Raw genomic sequence first — 25,814 nt, 5'->3', positions numbered from 1 at the left:
ACCACCCTTTATGTGTTTAAGAAACACGAATCTCCGAAAGAGTTTCATTTTCCGGGTCAATAACCAAGCCGCTTACATTTACATTAGACGGCATTAGGGGATGGTTGCGAATAACATTGACACTTTTTCGGGCACAGTCACTTGTTATTTTTCTCCCTGTTAGCCATTGTACAATAGTCCCTTCTGCAAACTCTGGCATGCAATTTTTAAAAAGATAATCAAGCGTTTGAATTTTCTCTTGCATTTCTTTGTGCTCTTGTATCTTGCGGAGGATGTCTGCCGCTTTTTTTGGATTCTCTTTTCCAACAACAATAAAAATTTCTTCGATATTTTCCTGATAAACTGAAAGAAGAATATTCCTCATCACGTCGCCAAAAGGCGAGATAACTGATTCATAATTAGGTAGAATTAAACTATTTCGAGGTCCAATATTTGTCATTTTTTCAAGAATACGCTTCGTTGAATCCCCGATTCCCATAACAAAGAGTACTTTCTTCTTGCCATCCATCTGCATCAACTATACCCCTTTTCATGAAAATTTCGTCCTATACCATTTTCCCCCATCCATGCCGAATAAAAAAACCTAACAAATCTTAAAAAAGGATCCCTATTTTACGATAATAAGCTTTGCAAATCGCTGCAAAGTTTAAAAACCATTACCCTTTCCCCATTTTGCGTACTAATATCGGTATGAAAATTCAAAACCTCTTGACCCGTGATCGTTAAAACAATCTCTTTTAGATCTTCTAAACCAGATTCGACTAAGCTATTGCGGTTTTCCTTCACTGAGAGCAGCCCCTCACGATCTTTGCATAGAGCATATTCGGCTGGTGTTAAGATACCTTGAAGCACAACGATGATCATGTCCCGCAATATATCTGCTTTCACTGAAACCGATCCGCGTCCAAGGTAATTTTTCTCCCAATGTGTTAAGGCTTTACTAATCTCGGCTTCCATTGCCCCTTTTGATTTCACAATTACGCTTCCCTTTGAGTTTTCCACCATTTTTCCGTTTTCTTCTCCTTTAAAAGAATCTGTACCTCCAAAAATTACCGGCTAAAACTTTCTTTCTATTGAACTTGGTTGAAATAAAGATGTCCTCCTGTCTATTATCTAGCTTTCAGCGATTGAAAGCAAAGCATACCCCTTTACCGCTAGTCAGCAGAGCGTGGTTAAGTCCAATTTACCCATTGTCCATCAGGGCCGATGGATGCTAATCGAACCCATCCGTTTTGTACTTTTTGCTGGAAAGCTGGTACGTGCTCCAGAAGCCGTTTTACATATTCTTTTGGTGCCTGAATGACCACTAAAAGTCTGATCGGCGAATGAAAAACCTCTTGATCCGATGTCATAACAGATTGCCAAGGAAGTCCTGTTAATAAATCACTGGCATTCCCCTGCATAACACCAATTCCGGCTGTGACCGTTTGCGTAGTTTTATTTCCGCTTCCATAATAATGCGGGGCAACAGTTGAAGCGAAATATTGCAGATTAATCCATTGGGCAACGGTTGCCGGTCCAGTAATAATACTTGTGAGCAATGATCCGTTCTTATCCTTCCTCCAATTATAATTATGAAGAAAAGCTCTCCCCTCCAAATCACATTCTTCGGTCATCCGCCGGCTCCCGATTATAAATGCTGCATTGCGTGCGAGTCCCCACTCTGGGCGAACCTCGCTCCAATCTTCTGCAAAACGATGTGCCTCCGTCTTCGCAATTTTACGTTCATTTCCAAGTTTCGGCAATTGCTTCAATCTTTCTTTACATACATCTTCACATACAATTGGAAGAACAGCATTTATACGGTCAAATGCCTTTTTAGCCGATGGAGACAGCTGGGGAACATAAATCCACCGGAAGTCATCAAGTGTAGTGACATGCTCTGCCGCCGCAAAAACCGTCTCTTTAGGAATGGAAATACCTTCATTGACAAGCTCCTGTCTCACTTTTTCAAGATTGCATAATTCTGCCAGTACCCTTGCGTTGAATCCACTTGATGCTCCTCCGCAAGCCCCACAGTCAAGTGCAGACGCATAAGGATTATTTGTACTATGGCTTCCATGTCCGCTAATAACCACAAGAGGAGCAAAATGGTCGGTAAGACCCATTGTCTTTAACGCTTGAGCAGCATACTGCACTTTTTCTTTTTCTGTAAAACCAACTGGCAGTTCTGAATCAGCAGAATGTTCATAATCAAGTGTAAGATTTACAGCAGGCTTTTTCTGCCACTTTTCCATTAAAATCTGAAAAGCTCTGCCCGCACCGCGAGGAAGAATACTGCGCAGCAGCGTTTGCAAACTCAGCCAAGGACCGCTTATTTCCGGCAACAATAAACTAGTAAGCAAATTGTATTTCAATTCCTTAAAAACAGAACGAACAGAACTGATTGTGTTCTTCTGCCGCTGATGCCGCTTTAAAGCTTCTTCCGACGCTGTTTCCAATACTTGCAGTTGCGGCTTAGACATAATCGGCAAAGATCGGTGACGATGTTGGCTGTTTAGCTTGCACGTTTCAATCGGCAGCCCGAAAAAACCCGCAGTTCCATAAGTCTCAAATGGTCCTATCTTTTCAAGCTTCCGGCGAAAAGGCTCTGAACGCACATCGATGCAAAAAGCAAATTGAGCCAATACAGGTTTTACTTGGTCTGCTGGTTTCGATTGTTTTATTGCAAGTTTTTTCCTTAATTGTTCCTCATATGTTTTTTCCCATGCTTCGAGCCAAATTCGATTCTGGAGCATCTTATCAAATCGGTTGGCCAAATCAAGACGTGCCTTTTGCTGGTTGATAGGAAGCAATGACCATTCTTTTATGGTCATACCTCCCCATTTTGCCCAGGCAATAAGCAATTCTTCCATGCTAGTTTTGACCTCGGATATTTGCTTTGGTATGGGAAAGTGCGGTTCAAGCAAAGTCAATTCCATTGTAATACGGACAGCTAAATAGTCGAGTAACAAGGAGTTTTCTCCTGTTGACTGCTGTGAGTGCCAAAGAATTGTGCCGGCCCAACCTGGTAAAGCGAGCAAATGAGCTTCAAGATAACCTTGCACATCTGAATAACGAATATCTAGCACCGACAATGCGGCCAGAAGGGCACTGCCGGCCTCGTTAGGCAATTGATGAAACTGTCTGCGGGTTTTGCGGTCAAGTGCCGGGTCGTATTGAATAAGTCTGCGCCAAGATTGATAAAATCCTTCTTCTCGATTTGGCATTTTCCAAACGGCCTGAGACTTATCGAAGAACAATTTGCACCATTTGATCATATGGCGATTCAACTCTTGCGTTGTTTGACTTCCTGTCTCCATATCCAAACGCTGACCGAAGGTACGCATGACCGATTCATCACGATTCTTAGGGGCAAGGGGAGCAAGTTTTGCTACCAAACTGTTTAGCTCTTTTGAATGGATTTCAACCGAAGTTGATTGCTCCTGTAAAAGGGCATTACGACAATAACGTTCCGCAACCTCCTTTGGGAGTTCAAGGCGCTGGGTGTTTAGCCATTGTTGTAGAGTTTTTTCAAGAAACTCCTTCCTAATTTCCCCCTTTTCCCATGCAGTTTGCAAGATCAAATCACCAGGATATAAATCAACATCATAAAGTTCTTTGAGCTTTCGGGCCGTTTGCTCAAACGTTTGATCTTCCCATTCTGCCCATGGGCTGCGCGCTGCAAATGTATGAATCGGGCCGTATGGAGCAATGACCCTGCTTGCTGAATTTACTAGTTCGTTTAGATCAAGAGCAAGGTCTTCCTGTTCTTTTCTCCAATTTACAGTTTTGGCTAATATGGTGCTCAATGTGAATGACCTCCTCGAGACATAATTTTTGCTAAATGCTTTGGATGGCTTTCAACCAAATTATGGTGAGGCTCGCCAAAGTGTACGAGCCAGAGATAGATTACACCAAAAGCAGTCGATGATCGATTGCGCGCCAGCCAAGTACCAAAGGCGGTGCTTCCCAACAAAACAATCAGAATCAGCGCGGTCACTAAACTAGGGGGCTGAATGACAATCTGAATCGCTCCATGGAGCAGCCGATAAAACGCAGCATGAATCAGTCCATAGACGGTTGCCGTAATGGCAAGCACGAATATTCCCACAACACGGCTGATTCGCCCGGTTCCAACTGCAACAAGTTGTGTCCATGCGATTGATACAGACCAGGCCAAGATGATCGAACTCACCAATTGGTACCCTTCTTGCGGAGCTGTCAGCCAAAATCCTATGCCAACAAGAATGCCGAGACTTCCTCCGATGATGGTAAGGAAAAATGACGATCGGTTTTCAGGCTTGAACATTGGATTTTTATGTCTTAGCACAGACCCAGCCTGCAAGAAAAGAGTGGATTTAAACAACCCGTGCAAGACAGCATGGATAATTGCTGCCAAATATGCTTGTAATGCAATCTGGATCAGCATAAACCCCATTTGGGCTATCGTTGATCCTACCAGCTGACGCTTATAGTCAGCCTGAACCAGCATGATTCCCGTTCCAATTATTACGGAGACAGCAGTGAAAGCGAGCAAGACAAACTGTGTGGATCCGCCGCTGAATAGCGGAGCAAACCGGGTAAGCAAAATCCCGCCAGCATTCACAATTCCTGCATGCATGACCGCTGAAACAGGCGTTGGAGCGACTACTGAATCCAGCAGCCAACGGTGAAATGGAAATTGTCCTGCAGGGATCATAACAGAGAAAATTAGGAGAAGAGTGATACTAGTCTTTTCCCAGGCGGTAAACTGAGCAAGCGAATCTGCAGTAAGAACTTGTGAAATTTGCCATTGTCCAGTAATTTGCGTTATCCACAAACTTGCTGATAATAAAAGCAGCCAGCTTATGGCAAACATACGGCCTGCATACATACCGGCTTTTTTTGCGACGTACCATTGTTTATTTAATTTTAAGAGCCATGTTAATCCAAGGAGGGTGATTCCCCAGCCGGCCAGCAGCCAATGAAGGTCATCACTTAACCATGCCGTTGTATCAGCCACCGTCGTAAGCGTCAGGAGAGAAAAATATTTTCGATAGGAATAATCTCCGAGTAAATACCGGACAGAGTACTTTTGAACAACGAATCCGATCGTCAGGACAAACACCGCCATGAGCCATGCTAAGGAATCTAAATGCCACGGCCCGAAAATTTTGTTCTCTCGCTCTGTGATAAGCGCGAGCAGCGAGGTCATTGGCGGCAATGAAATCACTCCGATATGAATGCGGACATACCATAAAGGAACTTTTGGAAAAATCATGAACAATCCGCTTAGTAACGAAACGCCGAGCAGGATAAAAAATACTTCAGGAAGTGAAAAACTAAATTGGAAATTCATTTTCCAGCCACCCTCCTTTAAAAATACAAAATAATCAAACTTGTTTGTCTTTCAAACCTTTCGTACAGAAGACATTATTTTCGCACATCACATCTCCCGCATATGTTTTCAGGTAAAAAAACAAAAAAACCGACAATCCCGAAATTCAATGGCCATAGTTCAGCCACTAAACTTTGAAAATTGTCGGTTTACTTTTAACTCCCCATATTGGGTTTTTAAATAGTCTACCTTTACTATTTGTATGAATAGATCAACTTTTTCATATTGTCAATTTCTTTAACTCTATGCTAAAGCTATCTAAAACTTTATTAATTATTCACAGTTATTATGTTACTTATTATTCAACATTCTGTCAAGTTTAAAACTTGAATTCCTTGCGGGCCGGTCATTAGATTATCGCATTGCCAACCCTTTATGTCTTCAATAAAAACTTCTAAATTTGTGCTAGTCAAGTTCAAACAGCGCCATTTGTTCTGTTTCTCCCAGTCGTTCGATTGTCTTTGGTTCATGGTCTTGGAAATAGGCATAATGGAGCCATTTTTCCTTTGTCATGACTTTTTTGTTTAAGTCAGTTGAAGCTCTTAGCCGGCAACTGTATATAATCGGAAAATAATCTTGAAGAAATTTCCCTTCTGCATGCGCCGTAAGAGCAATGATTTGGAAACCAAGTTGTTCGGCCACAAAGAAAACAGGGCTTAAAACATGTTCACTTGAAGCTTTTCCAAAAGGATTATCGAGGATAACAGCGCGGTGACGCTTCATATTCGACTGTATATGTTTCTTCTTTTCAGCAACATAGTTTAAAATTCCCAAGAAGAGTGTCATGTTTTTACTCCATTTTTCACCGCCTGACCAAACATTGCTTTGTTCCCATGAATACGAACGCGTAGTGACTTGATTATCATTTGTTACTTTTCGGCAGCTTACTTTCATTACCTCATTATTTAACACCATTTGCAGGAGCTGTTTAGATTGCAGCCACATCTCGATTTCTTTCCGTACTTTTCCGTCATCTTGTATCCCTTGTTCGTTGAAAAACCGATCTGACTCCAATTGTTGGAGGATCCACTCAATATAATCTCTTATTCTCATTTTTCCAGTTTCTTCTTCCCAATCTGGAATGGAAAAGGAAAAAATTTGCTTCCAATCATCCATAACCTTTACTCTTGTTTTCTTAGGGATTTGCTTAAGTTCTTCCACAAGCGTTTTTAGATGGGAATGAATCGCATTTATAAAGAGTTGAAGTTCTTCATCACTTTTACGGATATGCTCATTTGCATACTGGGAAATCTTTTCAATTCTTAACAGCATGTTTTTCTTAAATTCGATAATGTCCTGATAATTTTGCTTGGTCTCGACCCCATTTATCGCCATTTTCTGTAATTTAATGTCCGTAATCTCATTTTTGCAAAATTCCCTGAATTTTCTTTGTTCCTGTTCGACTTCCACTTTTTCCTTGTCAACGAGCGTTTTGTTTCCTTTTAACTTATCTGTAATCAGGCCGACAAATTGGTTCCGATTATAAGAAAATTCAAGAGCTTCTTCGGAATTTAAAGGAATTGGCACGATATCCGGCGCATTGAAATGATGTCCCTCTTCAAAAAGTTCAAGTCCATGTTTTGCCTCTTCAATTGTCTTCAACTCTTTTTCAATCCTTGCCAATTCCTGATCGATATACATTTTTCTTTCCGTTAGCTTTTCATTTTCATTACGCAACTCTTCATCAATTTCCTCTAATGACTTGTCAAACAAACTGACTTCACGTGTTGGAAAACGCAGCTTGTATTGTTCTATTTTTTCTTCCCATTTTCCCCTTTGTTTATCCTGCTTTGATCCTTTTTTTTGAACTTCAGTTGCTGCTTTTTCGGTTTCTTCCTTTAATCTGATGATCTGATCCCAAAGTGTTTTCAGCAACTGCTTGCCATCTTTCGGGAATCCTCTTGTTTCATCAATCGTGCGATGCTCATTCCGTAAATCCGTTATTTGAGCATCCAAACGCTTAATTGCTTCTGCTGCCGCCTCTTTTTTTGCCAGCCATTCTCCCTGTGCAATTGTAATTTCCCGTATTTTCAATTGCAATAACATCATTTTCTCTTGGATTCGCTTTTTACTTTCACTCGTATATTTTGGCGTTAGAGATTTTAATGACAAGTAGACATCATCTTCCAGCATTATACGTTTCTCTGCTTCTATTTGGTGAATGCGATCTTTGAGGTAATCCCGGTCTTCATGAAGTTCAGCAAGTTCCCGGTCAACTCTGGCTGCTTCTTGTAAAACTTGGTTAAGTCGAAGAACGGCTTCTCTTTCTTTTTTGCTTTCATCTTCAATTTCTTTTTCAAATTGAAGGTATTGAAAACCTTTTTCAATTTTCCTTTCCAAACCCTCTTTTTCTTCCCGGAACTGATCGGCCATTTTTTTGTTTTGGTTCATTCTGTTCCGCAATTGGTTTACGTTGTCTTCCTCTTGTTGGATATGGGCGGAAAGGGTATGAAGCCGATTCTTTAATGCACTTATTTTTTCTTTTTGCTCTGCTTCCTTTTCATATGGAAAATGATCCATAAATTGGATAAAAGCATTTAACCCATCTTCCCATTGCTTTATTTCTTTTTCTTTTTGCTGCCGGCGGATGGTTGTTTCCCTGGCAAAAGAACCGATTTGTTCTTTCCAGTACACAAAGGAGTCTCGATCCATGTTGTTGCCCCAATGACTTGGCACGACCCAATGATTCCATTCTGCTTGTTCATGAATAGCCAGCGCCTCTTCGGTTGTGACCACAATTACGGGAAACTGCAGTTGATCAGCTAGATGATTGAGCTTTTCAATTACTTTTGGTTTTGCTCGATTGGTTGTCACTAACGTAATCGGCCATAAAGGATAATAAAGCACCTGTTCTTTTTCCGCAGGTTCCAATGCCTGAACGTATTCCACCCCGGAAACGAGGTAATCAAATTGGTTTTTCCATAAGGACAGTTGATCTTCAAGAAATGCATCACCAAAAAATATTTTTTGTTTGCCATAGTCATCCTCAAAACGATAGGCTGCCCGTTCGCGGTACAAAAGAGAGTCCCTCTCTTTTGCATGCTGCTCAATTGTTTCGACTAGCCTTTTTTCAATCGATTCCTGTGATAAATAAACATCTTCTAAGGCTGCCCACTGAGTACGCAGAGTCGAAAGTTTCTGGATTAAGGCTGCCTGAGCCATTCTCATTGCTTTCAGCTCAAAGTTTATTGCGTTCATTTCCAGTTCGGCTGACGAGTATTGTTTACGGAAATCCTCTTTCCGTTCATTTGCTTCTTTTTCTTCAAGAACAAGCTGCTTTTCTTCCTGCAGCAAACGAATGATTTCTTCATCGAGAAATTGTGTCCGAGTTTGCCATGTTTCGAGCTCATCCTTTACCCGTTCATGATCGGGATTCGCTAATAAAAATTGCTTCAGCCGCTCGATATCTTTAGATCGTGAGTCGATCACACCTGCAATCTTTGCAAGGATATTCCGATACTCCTTTTCACTTTCAGCAAGTTCTTTTTTCTTTTGCTCTGCCTTATCGCCTTGATCGACAATTGGTTGTAATTGAATTTTAAGTGCCTGACTGTCTTTTTCAAGCATTTCCAGCTGCTGCAAAAACCAGCCTAGCAATGCTTGCTTCGCTGCTTCCAGCTGTTCCTCATAATCCTGTGCTTCATCTGTTTGCTCAAATTTCTCAAGTTCTTCTTGAATTTGTTGCAAATAATCTGCTTGTTCTTGCCGATCCAACTTCAGTTGAGCCAATTTCAAGGAAAAGTAGTCTATGTTGCGCAGTTTAAGTCTCTCATCTAATTCTATCTTTTTTACTGCTGCTTCCTTAAAAGCTGCTTCAAGTTGTTTGAATGCCAATTCTTCGGCATAAATTTCAAATGATGCTGCTTTTACTTGGTATTCTTGTTTGCGCTCTTCCCATTCCCTTACTTTTTCCAAGGTAATTGTTTGCTCAGACACATACCTTTGTTTTCCCTTGAATAATTCATTCCATGTCCCTTTAGCCCTTTGTTTTATTTGCTCATAGGCCAATTTTCGATTATGCAATTTTTCATAAATTCCTGTATAGTGTTCCAGCTGCTGCTCGATTCTCTTATTCTCTTCAAGGGTTTCTTTTAGTTTCTTATAATTTTTAAAATTAGCAAGCTGCTGTTCAAACATATCAGCAAACATAAGCGGATCATGACCTACGATGGAGTTTTCAACCGTCGGGATCAATAAGCGGTCAAACAGCTGATTTGTACTTTTGCAATCATCAAAAAAAGCTTCAACACCGCCCTCCGTGCTATTTATTTTGGCAATGCTTTCCCATTCGCTTGAAATGATATGGTATTGTTCTTCAAGAAATAGCTTGTAGTCCTTGATTGTGTTGAAAGTTCGTGCACTGAATGATTTTTCGCGCATGTGGCTGTAGTAGTCCATCATCTCTCCACGCTCAGCAGTTCTTTTTCCTTCCCTGCCATCTCGGACAAATGGAATGCCTTCGATGCCATTTGAATCGCTGCCATCGTATTCGTACACATATCGCAAGGAATCCAAGCCCTGTTTTGTTGTAAAAAGAGAAACAGCGGTAACAACATAGCGTCGCGGCTGGTCATTTGCAATCCACTCAATCGCAATATGGGCCGGGGCATTTTCTAGGAGTAAAGTGTTTTTTATTTTTCGATCTGCTAAATCAGCATGGGGTAAAATTGCTTGTAACGCCGTTTGAATAAGAACCGTTTTCCCGCCGCCATTTTCTAGTAAAATAGCGCCATTATGGCCGTCAAATGTAAAGATCTCATCATTATAGCGCTTGTTCCCCTCTTCATAAACAACATTCGTTAAACGAATTTTACTAATTGACGGCATTTTCCTCATTCCTTTCAAAACCGTAAATAAATTCGAAAATCCCCTTATTGTACTCCACTTCCATAAAATAGCGCTGTACAATCGTTTTTGCTTTTTCAGTCAAAATGATCTCGTCATTGCCAATTTCCTGAATTAGCTCCTGGTCAACAAGAAACCTTTTCACGGTATCCATAAAGCTAAATCGGCTAATCGTATTTCCTGCCTGTTTTTTTGCTGTTTCTTTAATATCATCCATATCATCCCATTTTTCAATAATCAAACTCCAATTATAAGAAAACTCTTTTTCGAATTGTTTCAATTCTTCTATACGATGGGTTTTTAATTGATCAATCCGCTCGTGAATAAAACGCACCCATTCTTCTAACCGCATAAACTGCCTGGTCGGTTCTTGGCTTTGATACGTATCGTAGAAACTTCCAAATAATATGATTGTGGCGAAATAGAGAAGATAAATATCGCCATTTGTAGCTCCTGATCGTAAGTAATTGCGCTTAATCCATTCATTACTAACATGAAAGGGGGATAGCTTTGTTTCAGGAATTAAAAACATTTGCTCACTCGTCCCCACGATCACGCAGTCTACTTCACGGCCAAATGCATCCAGCAGCCCGCGAATCTCATCATCCGCACGATATTGCTGAACGGCTTCCTTGCCTGCTACCCCATCACGGGCTAATTTCGTATAAATTTGAAACGCTTTTAATACTGTTTGTTCAGAGTAGTTCATCCGCTTCGTCCTCCAATATCATGTACAATTCTTGAATGGTAAAGCGTTTAACACTTTTGACAACTCCTCTGCCTTCTCGAACTGTTAAAATTCGATTCCCAAGAAGTGAAAATGCTTCACCGATCACGGTATTTCCTTCATCATTCTCCAACTTGCCTTTGATAATCGGTGAACGCTGATGGAGGTTCAGCCAAAAAGCATAAAAATATCGATGTGTGTAAACATCTGACTTGCCGTTTTCATCTAAATAAGCAATAAAATCTGTCAGAGTATTTCCTCTATCTGCCTCGTATGCTTGCAAAAAACATCCCATCAACTCTTTGTATTTTCTCGATAATGCTTTCCGATACGGATCTTCTGCATTGCCACGATCTACTTCAATAAAGCCATGCTCCACTTTTTCTTCGCGATCCTCGGTAATATTTTGTTCAGCCAATACTGTTAAAGGCGACCAAACCGGATTTTCTTCCACTTGAAAGAATGGGTGTAGAATACCTGACATCGCTTCAAGTGGCAATGGTTTCGTTATAATGTTAGAAACAATATCCTGATCAAAATTAAATGCCTGTATTCCTGTATAGTAAAGTGATTCTTGTGCAGTAATCAGTGTCGTATTTTTTAAAGCAAAGGTTCGTTCAAGTAAACGAGAATGGTCGTAATGAACGGATTCTAGTTCTCTTGTAATCGTAAGAATTAAATCATATGTTTTCCTTTCTTTTTTATGAACATCTTTTGAGTACAGCCGTTCACGGGTTTCTTTTACAAACTGCCGCAGTTCTTTAAATTCCTCATCTTCTCTTGTCAGTCGCCCGTAAATGTCATCCAATAGCTGCTTGTACCGCTCGAATGTCTCTTCTGACACAATACTCCTTTGAATCTCATGTTTAAGTTTTGTCATTCTTTCTTCCAGACTTTCAACGTCAATGCGCATTTCATTAATTTGTCTAAGAGCACCCTTAAACTCACCTTTGTCCAACTGCTTCCTTAACATAAGTTGATTAATCGATAATTGAAACTCACTATAAAATTCTTTCGTCGCAAAAACTAATTCCAATCCATCCTCATCAAGGGTGTAATATTGAACGTTCGTTTTCATATCAAAATTGTTTGCTTTTAAAATGGAATATTCGATTGTATCTTCTGAATTCTCTTCCCAATTAAAAAAAGGGTAGCTGCGTTTTCGCCCTGTCGTGGGACGAAAGGTTTGAATAATTGTCCGTGCCAGTCTTTCATAATCCGCTTCCTCCATCCGATAGTGCGCTTCTGTCAGTGTTTTTAAAAATCCAGCTAACTGTTTGGCTCCGGTTTTATATTGTCTCATTAACTTTTGCTCAAAAAAGAATAATAATGTAAGAAGGCCGAGCCCCTTCATATCAATCGTCTTCTCCGCCTGATCCTGTTCCCGCTTCCGATCCAGCTCATACAGCGGATCAAAAAGGGCGAGCCGCCGCATGCGTTCACGATAACCATTCGTTATGTCTTGGATATCATGCTTGTCCAATCTGACTCCCTCCAAATCTTCTGCAATTCTTTTGTTTTCAACGTTTCTTGCGGGTGGTATTTTCCGGCCGCAAGCAGCAAACGAATTTCCGTTTGCAATTCAGTTGAAAAAAAAGCAAGAAACTGCTCAATAGCAGTGCTGTGTTCTGTTTGATATTCCTTGCCAATCGCCGCCTTTTTTTCTAGGCAAGCGGTATAAAAAGGAAGCGCCAGTATAGCAGCTCGTTTGTTATGTAAAGAAAACCAAATCGAAATTCCTTCTTTATCCAAATCACCAAAGTAAAAAAATTGGTGATTTGCTGCGATTGGATACTGCATCGGGAACTGTTCAATGCTTTTAATAACAGCCTTCCCACTTCCATAAATCAACGTTGAAAAATCGGTCTCTGTTAAGACTGGCAGCAAACCCTGATAGGTTGTTTTGTTTTCAACAATTAAATGGTATTGATTTTTTTCATTTAGCTTTGAGGGATTAATCGCGAACATAAGAGGCTCCGAAACAGGGATAATCTTTAGCTGAGGCATCAGTTCAGTCTTTTCCAAAATCTCTTTTCCGCCTTTTTCAATAATCCATTTTTCATCTCCAACTATTTCAAAGCTTCTTTCAGGTGCTGGGACTTGTTCTTTTGGAAAAGAGTGTATCTTTAAGTAGTGATCAATTTTCTTCAAGAAAGGCAAATCTGATTTCCAAATTGCCGGGTCTTCACGGTAATATTCATCCAGAATAATGGATGGATGAAAAATGCTGCGATAGTACTGTAATTCTTTGTGATAATCACTCATCAATTCGCTTTTTTGAATTCGATATTGAAATGCCAATGAGGGAGACCGGTGATTTCTCCCTTTTGATTTTACCATCACTAGAATATTTTCTTGCTCAAAGTGTAAAACGGTCTTTGCAAATTCCTCATATGTATGAAAATAAGGTTTCAGCAGTTTTTCAAGATCCGAAAGCCCGATCGTCTTCCTTTTCATTGTCATGAACATTTTTTTAATTTGATCCAATTGTCGAACACTCCTATACTCATACCAGTACAATTCTATTGTAGTCAACAACCCATGACTGAAATCACGGGCTTGTAAGGTCTTACGACCTTTAGATTTTACAGTGGACTACAAGACCAGTGTCTTGCCCTTTAAACCACGCTAGAGGTACTGTTTAGGCTCCAAGCAACCTTTTTTATATCATTTAAGCCCCAACTATTTTTGGTAGAATTTCATCTTTAGTATAGCGTTCTCCATATTGTTTTAGGTTAAACGCAGAGTTACGATCTCGGTCATGATGCGCGCCACAAGAAGGGCACTCCCATTCACGAACATCTACATTTCCTTTTAATGCCGTATTCTTATGACCGCAAGTCGAACACAATTGTGTAGATGCAAAATTTTTCGGTGCTTTGACAAAATATTTCCCTTGTTGTTCCAGTTTGTATTTTATATACATGCGGAAGTTGCCAAAACCATTATCTTGCTGGTTTTTTGCATAGTGCTTGTTTTGTCCAATCGCACGAAGGTCTAAGTCTTCTACTACAACCATGTCATAGCGATTCGCAAGGGCATATGCTTTCTTGTGAATCCAATCTTTTCGTTGGTTGGCTACTTTGGTTTGAAGTCTTGAAACGACTAACCGCTGTTTCTCCCAACGATTAGAGCCTTTTATTCTTCGTGACAATACTCGTTGTTCTTTAGCTAGACGTTCTTTCATTTTCCGATAATATTGAGGGTAGTTGGCTTTCTTACCCTCGCTATCTACGAAAAAGTGAGATTGAGAATAATCTAGCCCCAAAATGCGAATAGGTGTACCAATGCTTGTGATTTCCTTTGGGAATTCAACACAAATTGACACGCCAAATTGTCCTTTTATGTTCATAGTAACCGTGACATTTTTAATTCTACTGCCTTGTGGCAAGGGTCTATGTGTATGTAGCTTTAACCCTACTGCTTTCACAGAAGACTTTTGTGCTGAGGGAAGATACACTATTCCATCTTCCATGTAGATATTTCCGTTTTGGTTAAATGTTGTGTAGCTAGCTTTGTTGCCTTTACGAGAATGGAATTTTGGCATTCCTTTTAAATCACGAAATGTCGGTTCTACCCCTAGTGTCTTTTGACGTTTTAAGGCGGATTTCTTGTATTGTTTCTTATTGGCAATTTTGTTAAAGGCAGTTATCGCCTTGTTGAAATTTTGCTTTGCCTCATTAGAAGCAAATGCGTCAACAAGATACAGATAGGCTACATTATCCTCATTTATACACTGTTTTTTGAATTCAGAAACAGTCGGCATATCCATCTTCTTTAAAGAAGGTAATGGATCGCCAGCCTGATAGTTATTTTTTTCCAAATAATGATATAGATGAGCAACATGGAGGTTATACATCTTTCTGCATGCACCGAAACACTGTCTTAAATAAGTTTCTACTTCTTGTGAAATAGGGGTAGCTCGATACACATAGCCACGATTTACTAATTCAAGCATTCGTTTCACCTCCATTCATTTTTCTTTTTGGTTTTGGATATATCCACGAACCTGTTCTTCGGTATTTTCACTAACAGTTGCGATAAAATAGCTAGGATTCCACAAATGACCTCCCGAAAGAAATTTCTTCATTTCAGGATGGAGTTTAAATAATCTCCTAGCCGAATGCCCCTTTAAGGTTTTCACAACAGTTGGGATAGAATGCTGAGGCTTTAGGGAAATCAACATATGAATAGGGTCTTTATCCGTTTCCATTTCTTCGATCGTTATCTGGTGGTCTTTGCATAGTTCAATAAGAATGTCTTTCAACGATTGCTCAATCTCGTTGACAAGTACCTTCCTTCTGTACTTTACACACCACACTAGATGATATTGAAGCGAATAGACATACCCTCTACCGTGGATAACTTTTGACACAGCTATCACCTCATGTCTATCATATCACATGTGGTTTTAGCCACGAAAGAGATGTCGGACAATTGAGTTAGCATAAGCTAACCCTTGTCCGAAGTCGATTCATCTCATGACTGAAGTAACGAGGGTTCTCGACTAATACCTAAATGATTTCAGTCATAGCAGTATGAAATTGATTGGGAAAGCTGGCAAATTCGTGAAGCATTTATATTAACACTTTGTATAGCTGATTTTGATTTCCATGTAAGTTGCCAATCTGAGGGCACATTTTTCTCCTCGTGACCTTTCCTGTGCCGTATTATATGAAATGGTTTTGTCTTGTAATTAAAGTGTAAGTGAATAAGAAGGGATCTATTTTACTGTAGACAAAAAAAGGTACAGGGGAATAAGACCGGGTCCAAAATATGACCTACATTCCCCAGTGCTTGTAAATAAGATTTTCGAAAAAGGCATTCAGCTCTTTTCCTTTTTGTTTTTTCAGCCACTCGACTTGGTCAATCGGCAAAGTTAGTTTCAAATTAATTTTTTCATTTGGCATTTCTAGTTTTCTAATTTCTTCGATGGTAAGCGCCTCTCCTATTATAGGGAAAGAAGAATCATTTTCATTGACACGAAGAAGATCATGATAGTCTTCAGTATCTTCAACCTCCATGTAAAGGTTCATTTGCGGCAGCTCTCCAGACAAAATGGCTAGGTCCATAATCGAGCCAATCACTCTGCCATCTTCCAGTTCAATTTCAACAATTAGCGTTTTCTCATCCTTGTATTTTTTAACCGCAACCTCACTGACAATCATATCGAGTTCAAGGGTAATCGCCGTACTCGATTCAAAAAGAAAAAGGACACTTTGAAATACATGGATCGGCTCACCATCAATTTTCACCGATTTTACTGCTACCAGATTGAATCCCCCTCCTTTTCGTCTGCTAGCCTTTACCGCTTACCGCTTTATTCATATTCGAGTAGTCATTCTAGAAAGCGGCTACTTCGATTGATAAAAAGTATTCAGAATCGCAGTTTTAAAGTCCAGATAGTTTTCGAAATAATAATCTGCTAAAATGGTTGAATTTTGAAAGGCCGCTGTTTTAATCTTCAAGCTTCTTGCGGGAATGAGATCAAGTTCACGGTCACCGATTGCCATATGAATCTTGTATTTATTGTGGACATACTCATAGGATGAAGAATCAGGTTTTCTTGTATACCCGTCTTCTTCCACTGAAACAATTTCCGTAAAGTATTCTTTCAGTCTAAATTTTTCCAGCAAAAGCAATGTTGATTCTCGATCGCGGTGCGTTACAATAATATTCTGGTCAACCTCAGATAAAGCATTTTTCACAAAAGGAAAAGGTTCGCTACTTAGTAGTGAATATTGATTGTACAATTCCTGATAGTTTGCTCTTCTTTCCTCAGGAATTCCGTAATGTTTAAAAGCTGTTTTCGAATCTTTTTTCAGCCAAGCCAAAACTTCACGAGAGTTCAGCGGCTGTTGGCTTAACTGAATAAAAGCTTTCACTAGTGCCGGATAAGTATTAAAAAGTGTCCCGTCAAAATCCCATAAGATGTTTATGATAATCCCTCATTTCAAGTAAACTATTTCATATTAAATAATAATTCTTCTTATCCAAAAATCAAGCCAATCAAAAGGAATATCCTAAAAACAATGAAAATGGTAAAATAAATGAAAACTCGCCGATTGGGAATTTTCGCGGTGAAAGATAAGAAAAACAAAATGAGAGGAAAGAAGTTGGGGGATATGAATAAGGTTGAAGTCATTGCACGCAGAATCCTTGGTTGGAAATTACATACCTGGGATAAATGGTATGATTATGAAAAAGGTGTTTTTATCGAACATTTCCAGCCTGACCAAAATCTTGATCATGCGATGCTAATCGTAAAAAGGTTGGAGATGTTTGGATTTACCTATTCACTGAAAAGCGAGAACGAGGTTTGCTTTAACGATGTCTGTGAAACAGGCAGCACGTTAGCAGAGGCAATTACAAACGCGGCCTTCACCCTCGCGGATAATAGCTCAATTGATGAGGGATGGCTTTAAGAGACATCTTTTAGCAGCAGAAGGCAGCCATTCCAATCGTTGGGTGCCTTCTTTATTGTGTTAAATTTTTAAAGTAATAGCTGAACTTCCACCCATTTGCGGACACTGTTAATGAACCAAATTTTACAGCACTTTTGCAAATCGGAAACGGTGATTGTTTTTTCTTGAATTTCTCCCGTTTCCAACAGCATCTCACGAAAAGTTCCAGCTAATAAACCGCTCTGGATTGGCGGTGTCCATAATTCCCCATCCAGTTCTGCCACTACGTTTCCGTTTGTAAATTCCGTAACTTCTCCGTCCTCATTCCAGAGAAGTACATCGAAAACATCAGCGGGTTTTTGCTTTTGAAATTTTTCATAAATTGCCCTGTTTGTTGTTTTATGATATAAAAACGGACTGGTTTGATCCACCGGTTCAGGAGCGAGCATCACCTTTAATGCGGGTTCAAGCATTCTAATAGACTGCCCTTCAATCGTTGTACTCCCATCTTTTGCTGCAAGCAGGCGAATCTTAAATAAACCGTGGTGATTAAGACGGACGAATTGATTAATTTTTCCTTTAACGCTTTCTAAATCGAAGGGATAGCCGAAATAGTGGGCGGATTGCTCTAGACGCTTTAAATGTTTGTCGAGTAGAAAAACTTTTCCATTGTCCAACAAAAAGCTTTCCAGCAGTTGAAAATCCGGCCGATCTTCTTTCAGCAAATGGGCTTTTGTAAGTATTTCGTGGTACTCGCCCTCTGGTGTCGAATCCCAGGTAATTCCGCCGCCAACACCATAGACTGCTTTTCCGGAATGATGATCAATCCATACAGTACGAATTGGAACATTAAAAACCGCTTCCTTTTGTGGCGTGATGAAACCAATCGCACCGCAATAAACTTCACGGGGGGAGGTTTCCAAATTCTTGATGATCTCCATCGTGCTCATTTTTGGAGCTCCGGTAATCGATCCACAAGGGAAAAGTGCTTGAAAAATATCTGCGAGCCGAGTTTTCTCGGGAAGCCGTGCGGAAATGGTTGAGGTCATTTGATGGACGGTCGGATATTGTTCAATTTCAAATAACTTCGAAACCGTTACGCTGCCTGGCTCTGCTAACATTCCTAAGTCATTTCGCAGCAAATCAACGATCATCACATTTTCAGCCCGGTTTTTTTCAGAATGATAGAGCCAGCTGGCGTTTGTCTGATCCTCTTTCACTGTTTTTCCTCGCTTTACCGTTCCTTTCATTGGTCTTGTGGTTAATTTATTTTCTTTTAAATGAAAAAACAATTCTGGTGATGCAGATAAAATGCTGTGTTCACCTGTATTTATATAAGCACAGTAATTCGAGGCCTGTCCTCTTTTTAATTTTTCAAAAAAAGCAACATCATCCCCTTCAAATTGGGAAGTCAGCCGAATCGTGTAATTTGTCTGATAGGTAATTCCGTTTTCAATTGCTTTTTTAATTTTTGAAATCGCCTGATCATATTCCTCCATGCTTACTGATGGATTCCACTCGGATAGTGTATACATCCCTAAGCTGCTTAGCGGCTGGCTTACCGGCTGATCAAAAAGGCCAAACCACAATAAAGGCATTGAACTCTCAGGTTTAACCTTGTACGCAGAATCAAATGCCGCTGCACTTTCGTAGGAGAGAAAACCGGCAGCATAATAGCCTTGCTCTACAGCCTCCTGTACAAGTTGAAGACTGGGCAATACTTCCTCAAGAGTGTGGGCAACCATCACCTTGATAGGTTTTTGGAACGTCATTGGGTTGATTTTACCGTTCGTATCGGCAAATTCAAACGATAGCAAAGGGGCTCTTCTCATCATGGTTTGGTTTTTCATCCTTTTTAATTAAATAATCCTGATAAACGGTCGCAAACATCATAGAATTTATTATAGCGATGCTAGGCTATTCTGTGAAGAATCCTCCTCAATTTACCCCGCTCGATCCAAATAAAAAAAGATCCTCGCAAAGATGAAGATCTTAATCCAAAATTGCAGTATAAATCCGATTTAGTTTTTCCCGAAAAAGATCGATGTGGACGATACGTGCTTCTCTTAAAACTTCTTTTCCATCGACAAATAAAAGCAAAACGGGAACAGTAAAGATCAGAAAGTGTTCAGCAATATCTTGAACATCCCCCGCATCAACCACTCCAAATTGAATTTTCGGATAGTCCCTCATAACCTCCTCAACCTGAGGAAGCAACGCATGGCAAACATTTCAGCTTTTGGTTAAAACATAGATAAAGCTTAACTGATTGTTTTGAACAAAAAGCTTCACTTCTTCTAATGACTGCAATATTTCCATCTATTCACCCCATTTTGACACTCACTACTTATAAATCTTAGTCTACCATAAATAGAATATCCTACCCGTTCCTATCAACACAAAAAAAGCAAAACTCTTTGAGTTTGCTTCTTCTGCTCCCATCACTTTTCGGCATTTAGTTTTCCAAAAACAGTTGCTTTACCGTAAACTCAAGCATATCTCTTGTTTTATCAAATGAATACTGAATATGGAGGCGTTCGGACATTTTATGAGGGTCTTTCCCCCATGGGCCAAGATTTAGTACTGGAATCTGAAAATGATTCAATAAATCACTAGGGATGTGGTACCCTTTGTTCCACAGCGGCATACAAGAAGATAAAATCTGTATATCGTCTTTTCCACTTGGCCCAATATAACTCAAATCACTTAATCCAGAAAAATAGTTTTGCTGAACTAGTTCCAAATCATGCTGATTTTTCGCGTAATCGATAAGTTTAGGAACAAGTCTTGTCACTGTCTCATTTTTGCTTGAGCAGACAGCCGGATAATAAGGCGGTGCAAAAAACAGAACGATCATGGGAGAAAGTTCTTTACATTGCTGTGCCAATTGATCGACGAGCAAAATTGAACGTTCACGGTCATCCATCATCCCGATATCGCTTATCGTTTTTTCATACAAGTGATGGATACGGTCTTCTCCAAGCTTCTTTTCCGCATACAAGAGCAACTCTTCAAAAGAAAAGACATTGATTGTAAAATTGTTGGGAAGCTTTTCTTCTGTATGAGTAAATAATCCTTTTTGCCGGGAATAATTCTCCGCCGTTTTTCTTGCAGCATGGCTGGCCACTTGTTTTAACTCTTCAGCAAGCTGATTAAGTGGTTTCTCCATTAAGAATAGATTAAATAATGTTACTGCGCGGTCTGGAATTTGTACGGAATACCCTTGTTTTAAATCTTTTTGCCAGAGATTTGTTGGCGGCGGCGTTGTTTCTCCTTCTACACTTTCACAAAAAATCGTATTTAATTCCATTTCACATGTTACCATGGATGCAAGGTAATTAGCGTTTAAGCCAGTAAACGGTTCGGCAGCATGCGTTTCTTTTCCCATACAATAAAAAGCAGGCAAAACTTTTCCTAGCGATCCTGTATAAACGTATTTTGTTTGATCACCCGGATAGTTTGAAAAAATAGGCTCTGAATTAATACATAATTGGTACTTAAGTGCAAACTTTTCGGCGATGTCTTGGATTACGGGGATGGCAGAGCGCATGCCGGTTGAGTTAACCTCTTCATCACAGACTGTTAAAAGCAGTACATTTCCATTAAAGTGATTCATTGCTGCTTTCTCAAGTATTGACATGTGGAGGGCCAGCCCGCTCTTCATGTCCATTGTCCCTCTGCCAAACATCCATTCACCCGAACGCAAATCGTTTTGAATTTCCTCCGAAAAGAGGCTTAACTGGCTCGTAAAAGCCTCAGCGAGTCTTTCCGGATCAAACGCCAGCTCTTTCCACCGCCCATAATCGTCTACTCCGACGACATCAAAATGACTTAACAAAATCACAGTATCTTTGCAGTTGCCTTTTTTCACAAGTGCCGTTAAGATTTTCCGCCCATCATTTGTACCATGGAGTTTTAAATGTTCAGGATGCTCTTGAAAATAAGCTAAATCTTGCAGCATTTTAAACACATCATTGCTAAATCGAACTTCGTCTGCAGTTCCTGTAATGCTTGGAATTTTTACTAAATCAATTAATAGGTTTTTTAATTGGTCCACTGATTGCCATTTTTCGTCCAATTTTTGTTTCATCTCCCCGAATCATCTGCCCTAATTATATTCGCCGTGATGCAACATTCATCCTTTTTTCCAATTTTCCTAACAAAAAAGAAAACAACAAAACAAGTGCCAAATAATAAAGACCGACGACAATGTACGTCTCCAATTGCCGATAATTGGAAGCGGCTTCACTTAAGGCAGATCCCCACAGATCGGTCATGCCAACATAAGCGACCAGGGATGAATCTTTTAATGCAATGATAAATTGATTGCCAAGCGGCGGAATTGAAAGTTTAAATGCTTGCGGTAAAATAATCCTTCTCATTGTCAGCGGATAGGACATTCCGAGCGACCGGCCAGCTTCCATTTGTCCATGATCAATCGATTGAATGGAGCCGCGAAAAATCTCAGCCATATAAGCACCGTTATGAATGGCAAGCGCAAGGGCACCTGCCCAAAATTGTGAAAGCGTAATAATCGATGCCATCCCGAAATAAAGGATGGCAATTTGAACGATCAGTGGTGTGCCGCGGATAAGACCGATATAGATTTTGGCTAGCCCGCTTAACCATTTGTTCTTTGATATTCGAAAAAAGGCAAACACAAGTCCAATGAGACAGGCGATGGCCAAAGAAGTTATGGTTAGTCTAAGAGTTAAACCAGCTGCCTGCAAAAAAACATTATAGGTCGATAGAAGGATATCAAACATGATGACCACCCACCCTCGTTATTTGAATAAAATTGTGATTATTTTTCGCCTAAAATATTTCGACCGAACCATTTCTTGCTGATCTTTTCATATGTGCCATCTTTGATGATTTCATCGAGTGCTTTATTTATTTTGTTAAGCAATTCTGTATCCCCTTTGCGGACAGCAATTGCCTGGTTATCATGCGAAAGCGGGGTGCCAAGTTCCTTGATATCAATTGCTTTTTCTTTTATCACCCGAAAACCGACCATTTGATCGGTAATTACAGCATCCAGCCTTCCAGTCGGAAGATCCATAAGCGCAGTTAAATCACTATCATATTCCACCACGTTTGCGCTTTCCGTTAGTTTTCGCGCCAATTCTCCATACGGACTTGCTTTAACCGCACCGATCTTTTTCCCTTTTAAATCATTGACAGTGGAAATCTGCTGATTTTTCCCTGAAATAAATATTTGCGAACCCGAGCGGTAATATGGATTCGTAAAATCAACGGATTTCTTTCTTTCATCGGTTACTGTCATGCTGCCGATAATCGCATCGTACTTTTTGGCTTGCAACCCTTGAATAATGGTTTCCCATGGATTGGTAACTGGAACAGGCTTCATCCCCATTTTTTCTGCAAGTGCTTGGCCAATTTCAACATCAAACCCGGTTAACTGCCCGTTTTCTTTGAAATTAAACGGTTTAAAAAGCCCGCTCATGCCATAGCGAAATTCTTGTTGGTTTGTTGCTTTTCCAGCAGTCTGTGATTTGGTTCCAGAAGATCCGCAAGCTGACAAAATGACCATTAACAAAACCAATGAAAGGCTTAAAATTCCAAGTTTCTTCACGGCTATTCCCCTTTTCGTTTAAAGAATACTGCTCAAAAATTGCTTTGCCTTTTCGTTTTTCGGCTGGTTGAAAAATTCCCCCGGTGATCCTTCTTCAAGGATCGTTCCGTCACTCATAAAAACAACCCGGTCGGCAACTTCCCTGGCAAATCCCATTTCATGTGTGACCACCACCATTGTCATGCCTTCTTTTGCCAATTGCTTCATAACCTGCAACACTTCACCGACCAATTCAGGATCAAGTGCAGATGTCGGCTCATCAAAGAGCATGATCCGCGGTTCCATCGCTAGAGCCCTGGCAATGGCAACGCGCTGTTTTTGTCCGCCTGAAAGCATGTGGGGGTAGCTTGCTGCCTTTTCCTTTAATCCAACTTTATCGAGTAATAGCAATGCCTTCTCTTTTGCTTGCGCTTTGTCCATTTTCTTGACGTGCACAGGTGCTTCAATCACATTTTCAAGGACATTCATGTGTGGAAATAAATTAAAATGTTGAAAAACCATTCCTACTTCTTCTCTTACTTGATTGAGGTTTGTTTTTTCCGGATCAATAATCTGGCCTTGAAGATTGATTTCCCCTTCACCATAGAATTCTAAAAAATTGATGCACCTTAATAGCGTGCTTTTCCCTGAGCCGCTTGCACCAATGATTACAACTACTTCCTGCTCATTTACCGTTAAATTAATGCCTTTAAGAACTTGGTGATCACCAAACGATTTGGTTACGTTTTTAATTTGAATCATAAAAAACCTCCTTTCAAAAACATAAATTTGAAAATTCGAAAATTTAATATATTCTATTTAAAGAAAAAGACAAAAAGACTAACTTTGTTAATGATTTGCAATTTTTAAAAAATAAACCCAGGGAATTCCTCTTCCCCGGGTTATCCTAAATATTTATGATAAAGCGATTTTGCTTCAACAATATTTTTTGTACCATGTACCAAAACCCTGCCATCTTTGAAAACCACTAAGCGGTGCTGATCGATACTATAGGATAAGAGAAACGGATTCCGCTCCACAACCCCGCCTTGCTTAGCAAACACTTTTTCCAATTCGGCCAAATCACGTTCTACCTTGCCGGTGGGTCGGATTTGCACTGTATCCCGTCCGCAAAGTACAGCGGTTTTTGTTTGATTTTCAAAAGATAAATAAGGGTAGGAGCGGTCTTTGCCGCATGATGGACAATTTGCTTTTTTTATTCTATCCACATTTATCGCACTATATTGGTTTTTCCATAGGTCAAATGATACTAGTTTATTCCGCAAGGAAGCAAAATCTTCTACGAGAATCTTTAATGCTTCACTGATTTGATAGGAGACAACCATTTGGACCGCTGGACTAATGATGCCAGCAGTGTCGCAGGTTGCTCCTCCTAAAGGAACTGTTTCTATTAAACACGAAAGGCAAGGGGTTTTTTCCGGAATGATTGTGTAAGTAATCCCATAGCTTCCGACACAGGCGCCGTAAATCCATGGCACATTGTGTTTTTGCGCGACATCATTGATAATCATTCTTGTTTCAAAATTATCGGTTGCATCGATAATCAAATCGACCTGTTTCGCCCATTCCTCCAGTTCCAAAACGGCAGCATCAGCGATGACAGCTTCGATTAGAACGCTGGAATTTATCATCTCTAACTGTTTTTTCGCTGCAATGGCTTTAGGTATGCGGTTTTTAGCATCCATTTCCGAATACAATTGCTGCCGCTGCAAATTAGACCATTCCACATAGTCGCGGTCAACAATCGAGAGCTTCCCAATTCCGGCACGAACAAGCGCTTCGGCACTGGCTGTTCCCAGTGCACCAGCACCGATCAACAAAACATGCTTTTTTAAAATTTTCTTTTGTCCTTCTTCTCCAATGGGTGCAAACAATGTTTGCCGGGAATAGCGATTCATCACCCGATGCTCATTCCTTCAAGCGGACTACTCGCTGCAGCATATCTTTTTTTCGGAATTCTTCCTGCCTCAAAACCAAGTCGTCCTGCCTCAATCGCCAACTTCATAGCTTTTGCCATTTTAACAGGGTCTTTTGCTGCAGAAACTGCTGTATTTAGCAAGACGCCATCCGCACCTAGTTCCATTGCAAGCGCGGCATCGGCAGGAGAGCCAATTCCCGCGTCAACGATAACTGGAACTGTTGCTTGTTCAATAATAAAGCTTAAGTTGACCGGGTTAATAATTCCTTGTCCGGAACCGATTGGCGATGCACCCGGCATGATCGCATGACAGCCAAGGTCCTGCAGCTTACGGGCAAGAACAACATCGTCAGAAGTATAAGGAAGAACGTTAAAACCTTCTTTTAACAATTCTTCTGTTGCTTTTAACGTCTCAATTGGATCCGGCAGCAACGTTTTATCACAGCCGATTACTTCCACCTTAATCATATCGCAAAGACCTGTTGCTTTGGCAAGCTTGGCGATGCGAACTGCTTCTTCTGCTGTTTTTGCCCCTGCTGTATTTGGCAATAACGTGTATTGATTCGTGTCAAGCTTTTCTAAAAAATTCGGCTGGCTTGCCTCGAAAATATTCATTCTCCGCACCGCAAATGTCAAAATCTCTGCTTCAGATTCTTCTATTGCCTGCTTTTGAATAGCAAAATTTGGATACTTTCCTGTTCCAAGCAATAATCTTGATTGAAAGGATAACGAACCAATTTTTAACATATTAACCGCCTCCAACAAAATGAACAATTTCAATTTTATCCCGATCGGATAGTCGGGTTTCTTGATGCTCATCCTTATTTAAAATCGTTCCATTGACCTCGACGACAACAACTTTGTTTTGGACATTATAGAATTCGAGCAAGTCTGTCACAAACATAATTTGCTTAGGCAAATATACCTGTTCCCCGTTCAATGTAACTTCCAATCTTTCACCCCTC

General features: G+C 40.2%; 22 protein-coding genes. 1 reads left to right on the top strand and 21 read right to left on the bottom strand.

The window, feature by feature from the left end; genetic code table 11:
- Nucleotides 1-16: 16 nt before the first annotated feature.
- The 12 genes from ACQYAD_RS11480 to ACQYAD_RS11425 form a co-directional block, all read right to left on the bottom strand.
- Complete coding sequence (locus ACQYAD_RS11480; protein WP_430238276.1) at nucleotides 17-514, bottom strand: carbonic anhydrase; 498 nt, start codon at nucleotides 512-514, stop codon at nucleotides 17-19.
- Nucleotides 515-612: 98 nt separating this feature from the next.
- Nucleotides 613-978: a DUF2294 domain-containing protein gene (locus ACQYAD_RS11475; RefSeq protein ID WP_430238801.1), complete on the bottom strand. Its 366-nt coding sequence runs from the start codon at nucleotides 976-978 to the stop codon at nucleotides 613-615.
- A gap of 194 nt (nucleotides 979-1,172) precedes the next feature.
- A complete protein-coding gene (locus ACQYAD_RS11470; protein ID WP_430238274.1) occupies nucleotides 1,173-3,791 on the bottom strand; it encodes a DUF2309 domain-containing protein in 2,619 nt (872 codons plus the stop codon).
- Nucleotides 3,788-5,320, bottom strand: coding sequence for an NADH dehydrogenase subunit 5 (locus tag ACQYAD_RS11465; RefSeq protein WP_430238272.1), 1,533 nt, complete (start codon nucleotides 5,318-5,320; stop codon nucleotides 3,788-3,790). The genes ACQYAD_RS11470 and ACQYAD_RS11465 overlap by 4 nt, the downstream gene beginning before the upstream one ends.
- A 444-nt stretch (nucleotides 5,321-5,764) precedes the next feature.
- Nucleotides 5,765-10,186, bottom strand: a complete 4,422-nt coding sequence (locus ACQYAD_RS11460) for a hypothetical protein (protein ID WP_430238271.1) — start codon at nucleotides 10,184-10,186, stop codon at nucleotides 5,765-5,767.
- Nucleotides 10,173-10,913 (bottom strand): DUF6063 family protein, encoded by a 741-nt coding sequence (locus ACQYAD_RS11455; protein ID WP_430238269.1) that lies wholly within the window; start codon nucleotides 10,911-10,913, stop codon nucleotides 10,173-10,175. Before ACQYAD_RS11455 ends, ACQYAD_RS11460 begins: the two co-directional genes overlap by 14 nt.
- A complete protein-coding gene (locus ACQYAD_RS11450; protein WP_430238268.1) occupies nucleotides 10,900-12,414 on the bottom strand; it encodes a replicative DNA helicase in 1,515 nt (504 codons plus the stop codon). Before ACQYAD_RS11450 ends, ACQYAD_RS11455 begins: the two co-directional genes overlap by 14 nt.
- Complete coding sequence (locus tag ACQYAD_RS11445) at nucleotides 12,387-13,418, bottom strand: Wadjet anti-phage system protein JetD domain-containing protein (protein WP_430238266.1); 1,032 nt, start codon at nucleotides 13,416-13,418, stop codon at nucleotides 12,387-12,389. Before ACQYAD_RS11445 ends, ACQYAD_RS11450 begins: the two co-directional genes overlap by 28 nt.
- A gap of 184 nt (nucleotides 13,419-13,602) precedes the next feature.
- Nucleotides 13,603-14,889 carry an RNA-guided endonuclease InsQ/TnpB family protein gene (locus ACQYAD_RS11440; RefSeq protein ID WP_430238265.1) on the bottom strand — a complete coding sequence of 429 codons (1,287 nt, stop codon included), beginning with the start codon at nucleotides 14,887-14,889 and terminating at the stop codon, nucleotides 13,603-13,605.
- Between the two features lie 15 nt (nucleotides 14,890-14,904).
- Nucleotides 14,905-15,306, bottom strand: a complete 402-nt coding sequence (tnpA, locus tag ACQYAD_RS11435; protein WP_430238263.1) for an IS200/IS605 family transposase — start codon at nucleotides 15,304-15,306, stop codon at nucleotides 14,905-14,907.
- Nucleotides 15,307-15,712: 406 nt separating this feature from the next.
- Complete coding sequence (locus tag ACQYAD_RS11430) at nucleotides 15,713-16,186, bottom strand: hypothetical protein (RefSeq protein WP_430238261.1); 474 nt, start codon at nucleotides 16,184-16,186, stop codon at nucleotides 15,713-15,715.
- A gap of 99 nt (nucleotides 16,187-16,285) precedes the next feature.
- Entirely contained in the window at nucleotides 16,286-16,864 is a 579-nt protein-coding gene (locus ACQYAD_RS11425; protein ID WP_430238800.1) for an HAD hydrolase-like protein, read from the bottom strand.
- 117 nt (nucleotides 16,865-16,981) lie between these two features.
- Between ACQYAD_RS11425 and ACQYAD_RS11420 the strand changes: the two genes are divergently transcribed.
- Nucleotides 16,982-17,356 (top strand): BC1872 family protein, encoded by a 375-nt coding sequence (locus ACQYAD_RS11420; RefSeq protein WP_430238259.1) that lies wholly within the window; start codon nucleotides 16,982-16,984, stop codon nucleotides 17,354-17,356.
- 68 nt (nucleotides 17,357-17,424) lie between these two features.
- On the opposite strand, the gene pabB is transcribed toward ACQYAD_RS11420, so the two are convergent.
- The 9 genes from pabB to thiS all read right to left on the bottom strand — a co-directional run bounded on the left by pabB (nucleotide 17,425) and on the right by thiS (nucleotide 25,801).
- Nucleotides 17,425-19,167, bottom strand: coding sequence for an aminodeoxychorismate synthase component I (pabB, locus tag ACQYAD_RS11415; protein WP_430238798.1), 1,743 nt, complete (start codon nucleotides 19,165-19,167; stop codon nucleotides 17,425-17,427).
- A 160-nt stretch (nucleotides 19,168-19,327) separates the two neighbouring features.
- On the bottom strand, nucleotides 19,328-19,552 hold the full coding sequence (locus ACQYAD_RS11410; protein WP_430238257.1) for a thioredoxin family protein: 225 nt from the start codon (nucleotides 19,550-19,552) through the stop codon (nucleotides 19,328-19,330).
- 238 nt (nucleotides 19,553-19,790) lie between these two features.
- Nucleotides 19,791-21,425 (bottom strand): M20/M25/M40 family metallo-hydrolase, encoded by a 1,635-nt coding sequence (locus tag ACQYAD_RS11405; protein ID WP_430238255.1) that lies wholly within the window; start codon nucleotides 21,423-21,425, stop codon nucleotides 19,791-19,793.
- A gap of 22 nt (nucleotides 21,426-21,447) precedes the next feature.
- Entirely contained in the window at nucleotides 21,448-22,101 is a 654-nt protein-coding gene (locus tag ACQYAD_RS11400; RefSeq protein ID WP_430238253.1) for an amino acid ABC transporter permease, read from the bottom strand.
- Between the two features lie 38 nt (nucleotides 22,102-22,139).
- Nucleotides 22,140-22,937: an ABC transporter substrate-binding protein gene (locus tag ACQYAD_RS11395; RefSeq protein ID WP_430238797.1), complete on the bottom strand. Its 798-nt coding sequence runs from the start codon at nucleotides 22,935-22,937 to the stop codon at nucleotides 22,140-22,142.
- Nucleotides 22,938-22,949: 12 nt separating this feature from the next.
- On the bottom strand, nucleotides 22,950-23,672 hold the full coding sequence (locus tag ACQYAD_RS11390) for an amino acid ABC transporter ATP-binding protein (protein ID WP_430238251.1): 723 nt from the start codon (nucleotides 23,670-23,672) through the stop codon (nucleotides 22,950-22,952).
- Between the two features lie 140 nt (nucleotides 23,673-23,812).
- Nucleotides 23,813-24,829, bottom strand: a complete 1,017-nt coding sequence (locus tag ACQYAD_RS11385; RefSeq protein ID WP_430238796.1) for a thiazole biosynthesis adenylyltransferase ThiF — start codon at nucleotides 24,827-24,829, stop codon at nucleotides 23,813-23,815.
- Entirely contained in the window at nucleotides 24,829-25,596 is a 768-nt protein-coding gene (locus ACQYAD_RS11380) for a thiazole synthase (RefSeq protein WP_430238249.1), read from the bottom strand. Before ACQYAD_RS11380 ends, ACQYAD_RS11385 begins: the two co-directional genes overlap by 1 nt.
- A 1-nt stretch (nucleotide 25,597) precedes the next feature.
- Nucleotides 25,598-25,801, bottom strand: coding sequence for a sulfur carrier protein ThiS (thiS, locus tag ACQYAD_RS11375; RefSeq protein ID WP_430238247.1), 204 nt, complete (start codon nucleotides 25,799-25,801; stop codon nucleotides 25,598-25,600).
- Between the last annotated feature and the right edge of the window lie 13 nt (nucleotides 25,802-25,814).

The sequence above is a fragment of the Neobacillus sp. SM06 genome (assembly GCF_050496765.1).
In the GTDB taxonomy this organism is placed as follows: Bacteria; Bacillota; Bacilli; order Bacillales; family Cytobacillaceae; genus JAEVLT01.
This window is presented reverse-complemented; position numbering and strand designations above follow the sequence as displayed.

Coding starts and splice junctions, on each gene's coding strand:
- ACQYAD_RS11405 (WP_430238255.1), bottom strand. CDS start 21,425: ATGAAACAAAAATTGGACGAAAAATGGCAATCAGTGGACCAATTAAAA.
- ACQYAD_RS11390 (WP_430238251.1), bottom strand. CDS start 23,672: ATGATTCAAATTAAAAACGTAACCAAATCGTTTGGTGATCACCAAGTT.
- ACQYAD_RS11380 (WP_430238249.1), bottom strand. CDS start 25,596: ATGTTAAAAATTGGTTCGTTATCCTTTCAATCAAGATTATTGCTTGGA.
- ACQYAD_RS11465 (WP_430238272.1), bottom strand. CDS start 5,320: ATGAATTTCCAATTTAGTTTTTCACTTCCTGAAGTATTTTTTATCCTG.
- ACQYAD_RS11420 (WP_430238259.1), top strand. CDS start 16,982: ATGAAAACTCGCCGATTGGGAATTTTCGCGGTGAAAGATAAGAAAAAC.
- ACQYAD_RS11455 (WP_430238269.1), bottom strand. CDS start 10,913: ATGAACTACTCTGAACAAACAGTATTAAAAGCGTTTCAAATTTATACG.
- ACQYAD_RS11480 (WP_430238276.1), bottom strand. CDS start 514: ATGCAGATGGATGGCAAGAAGAAAGTACTCTTTGTTATGGGAATCGGG.
- ACQYAD_RS11400 (WP_430238253.1), bottom strand. CDS start 22,101: ATGTTTGATATCCTTCTATCGACCTATAATGTTTTTTTGCAGGCAGCT.
- ACQYAD_RS11385 (WP_430238796.1), bottom strand. CDS start 24,829: ATGAATCGCTATTCCCGGCAAACATTGTTTGCACCCATTGGAGAAGAA.
- ACQYAD_RS11460 (WP_430238271.1), bottom strand. CDS start 10,186: ATGCCGTCAATTAGTAAAATTCGTTTAACGAATGTTGTTTATGAAGAG.
- ACQYAD_RS11440 (WP_430238265.1), bottom strand. CDS start 14,889: ATGCTTGAATTAGTAAATCGTGGCTATGTGTATCGAGCTACCCCTATT.
- pabB (WP_430238798.1), bottom strand. CDS start 19,167: ATGAGAAGAGCCCCTTTGCTATCGTTTGAATTTGCCGATACGAACGGT.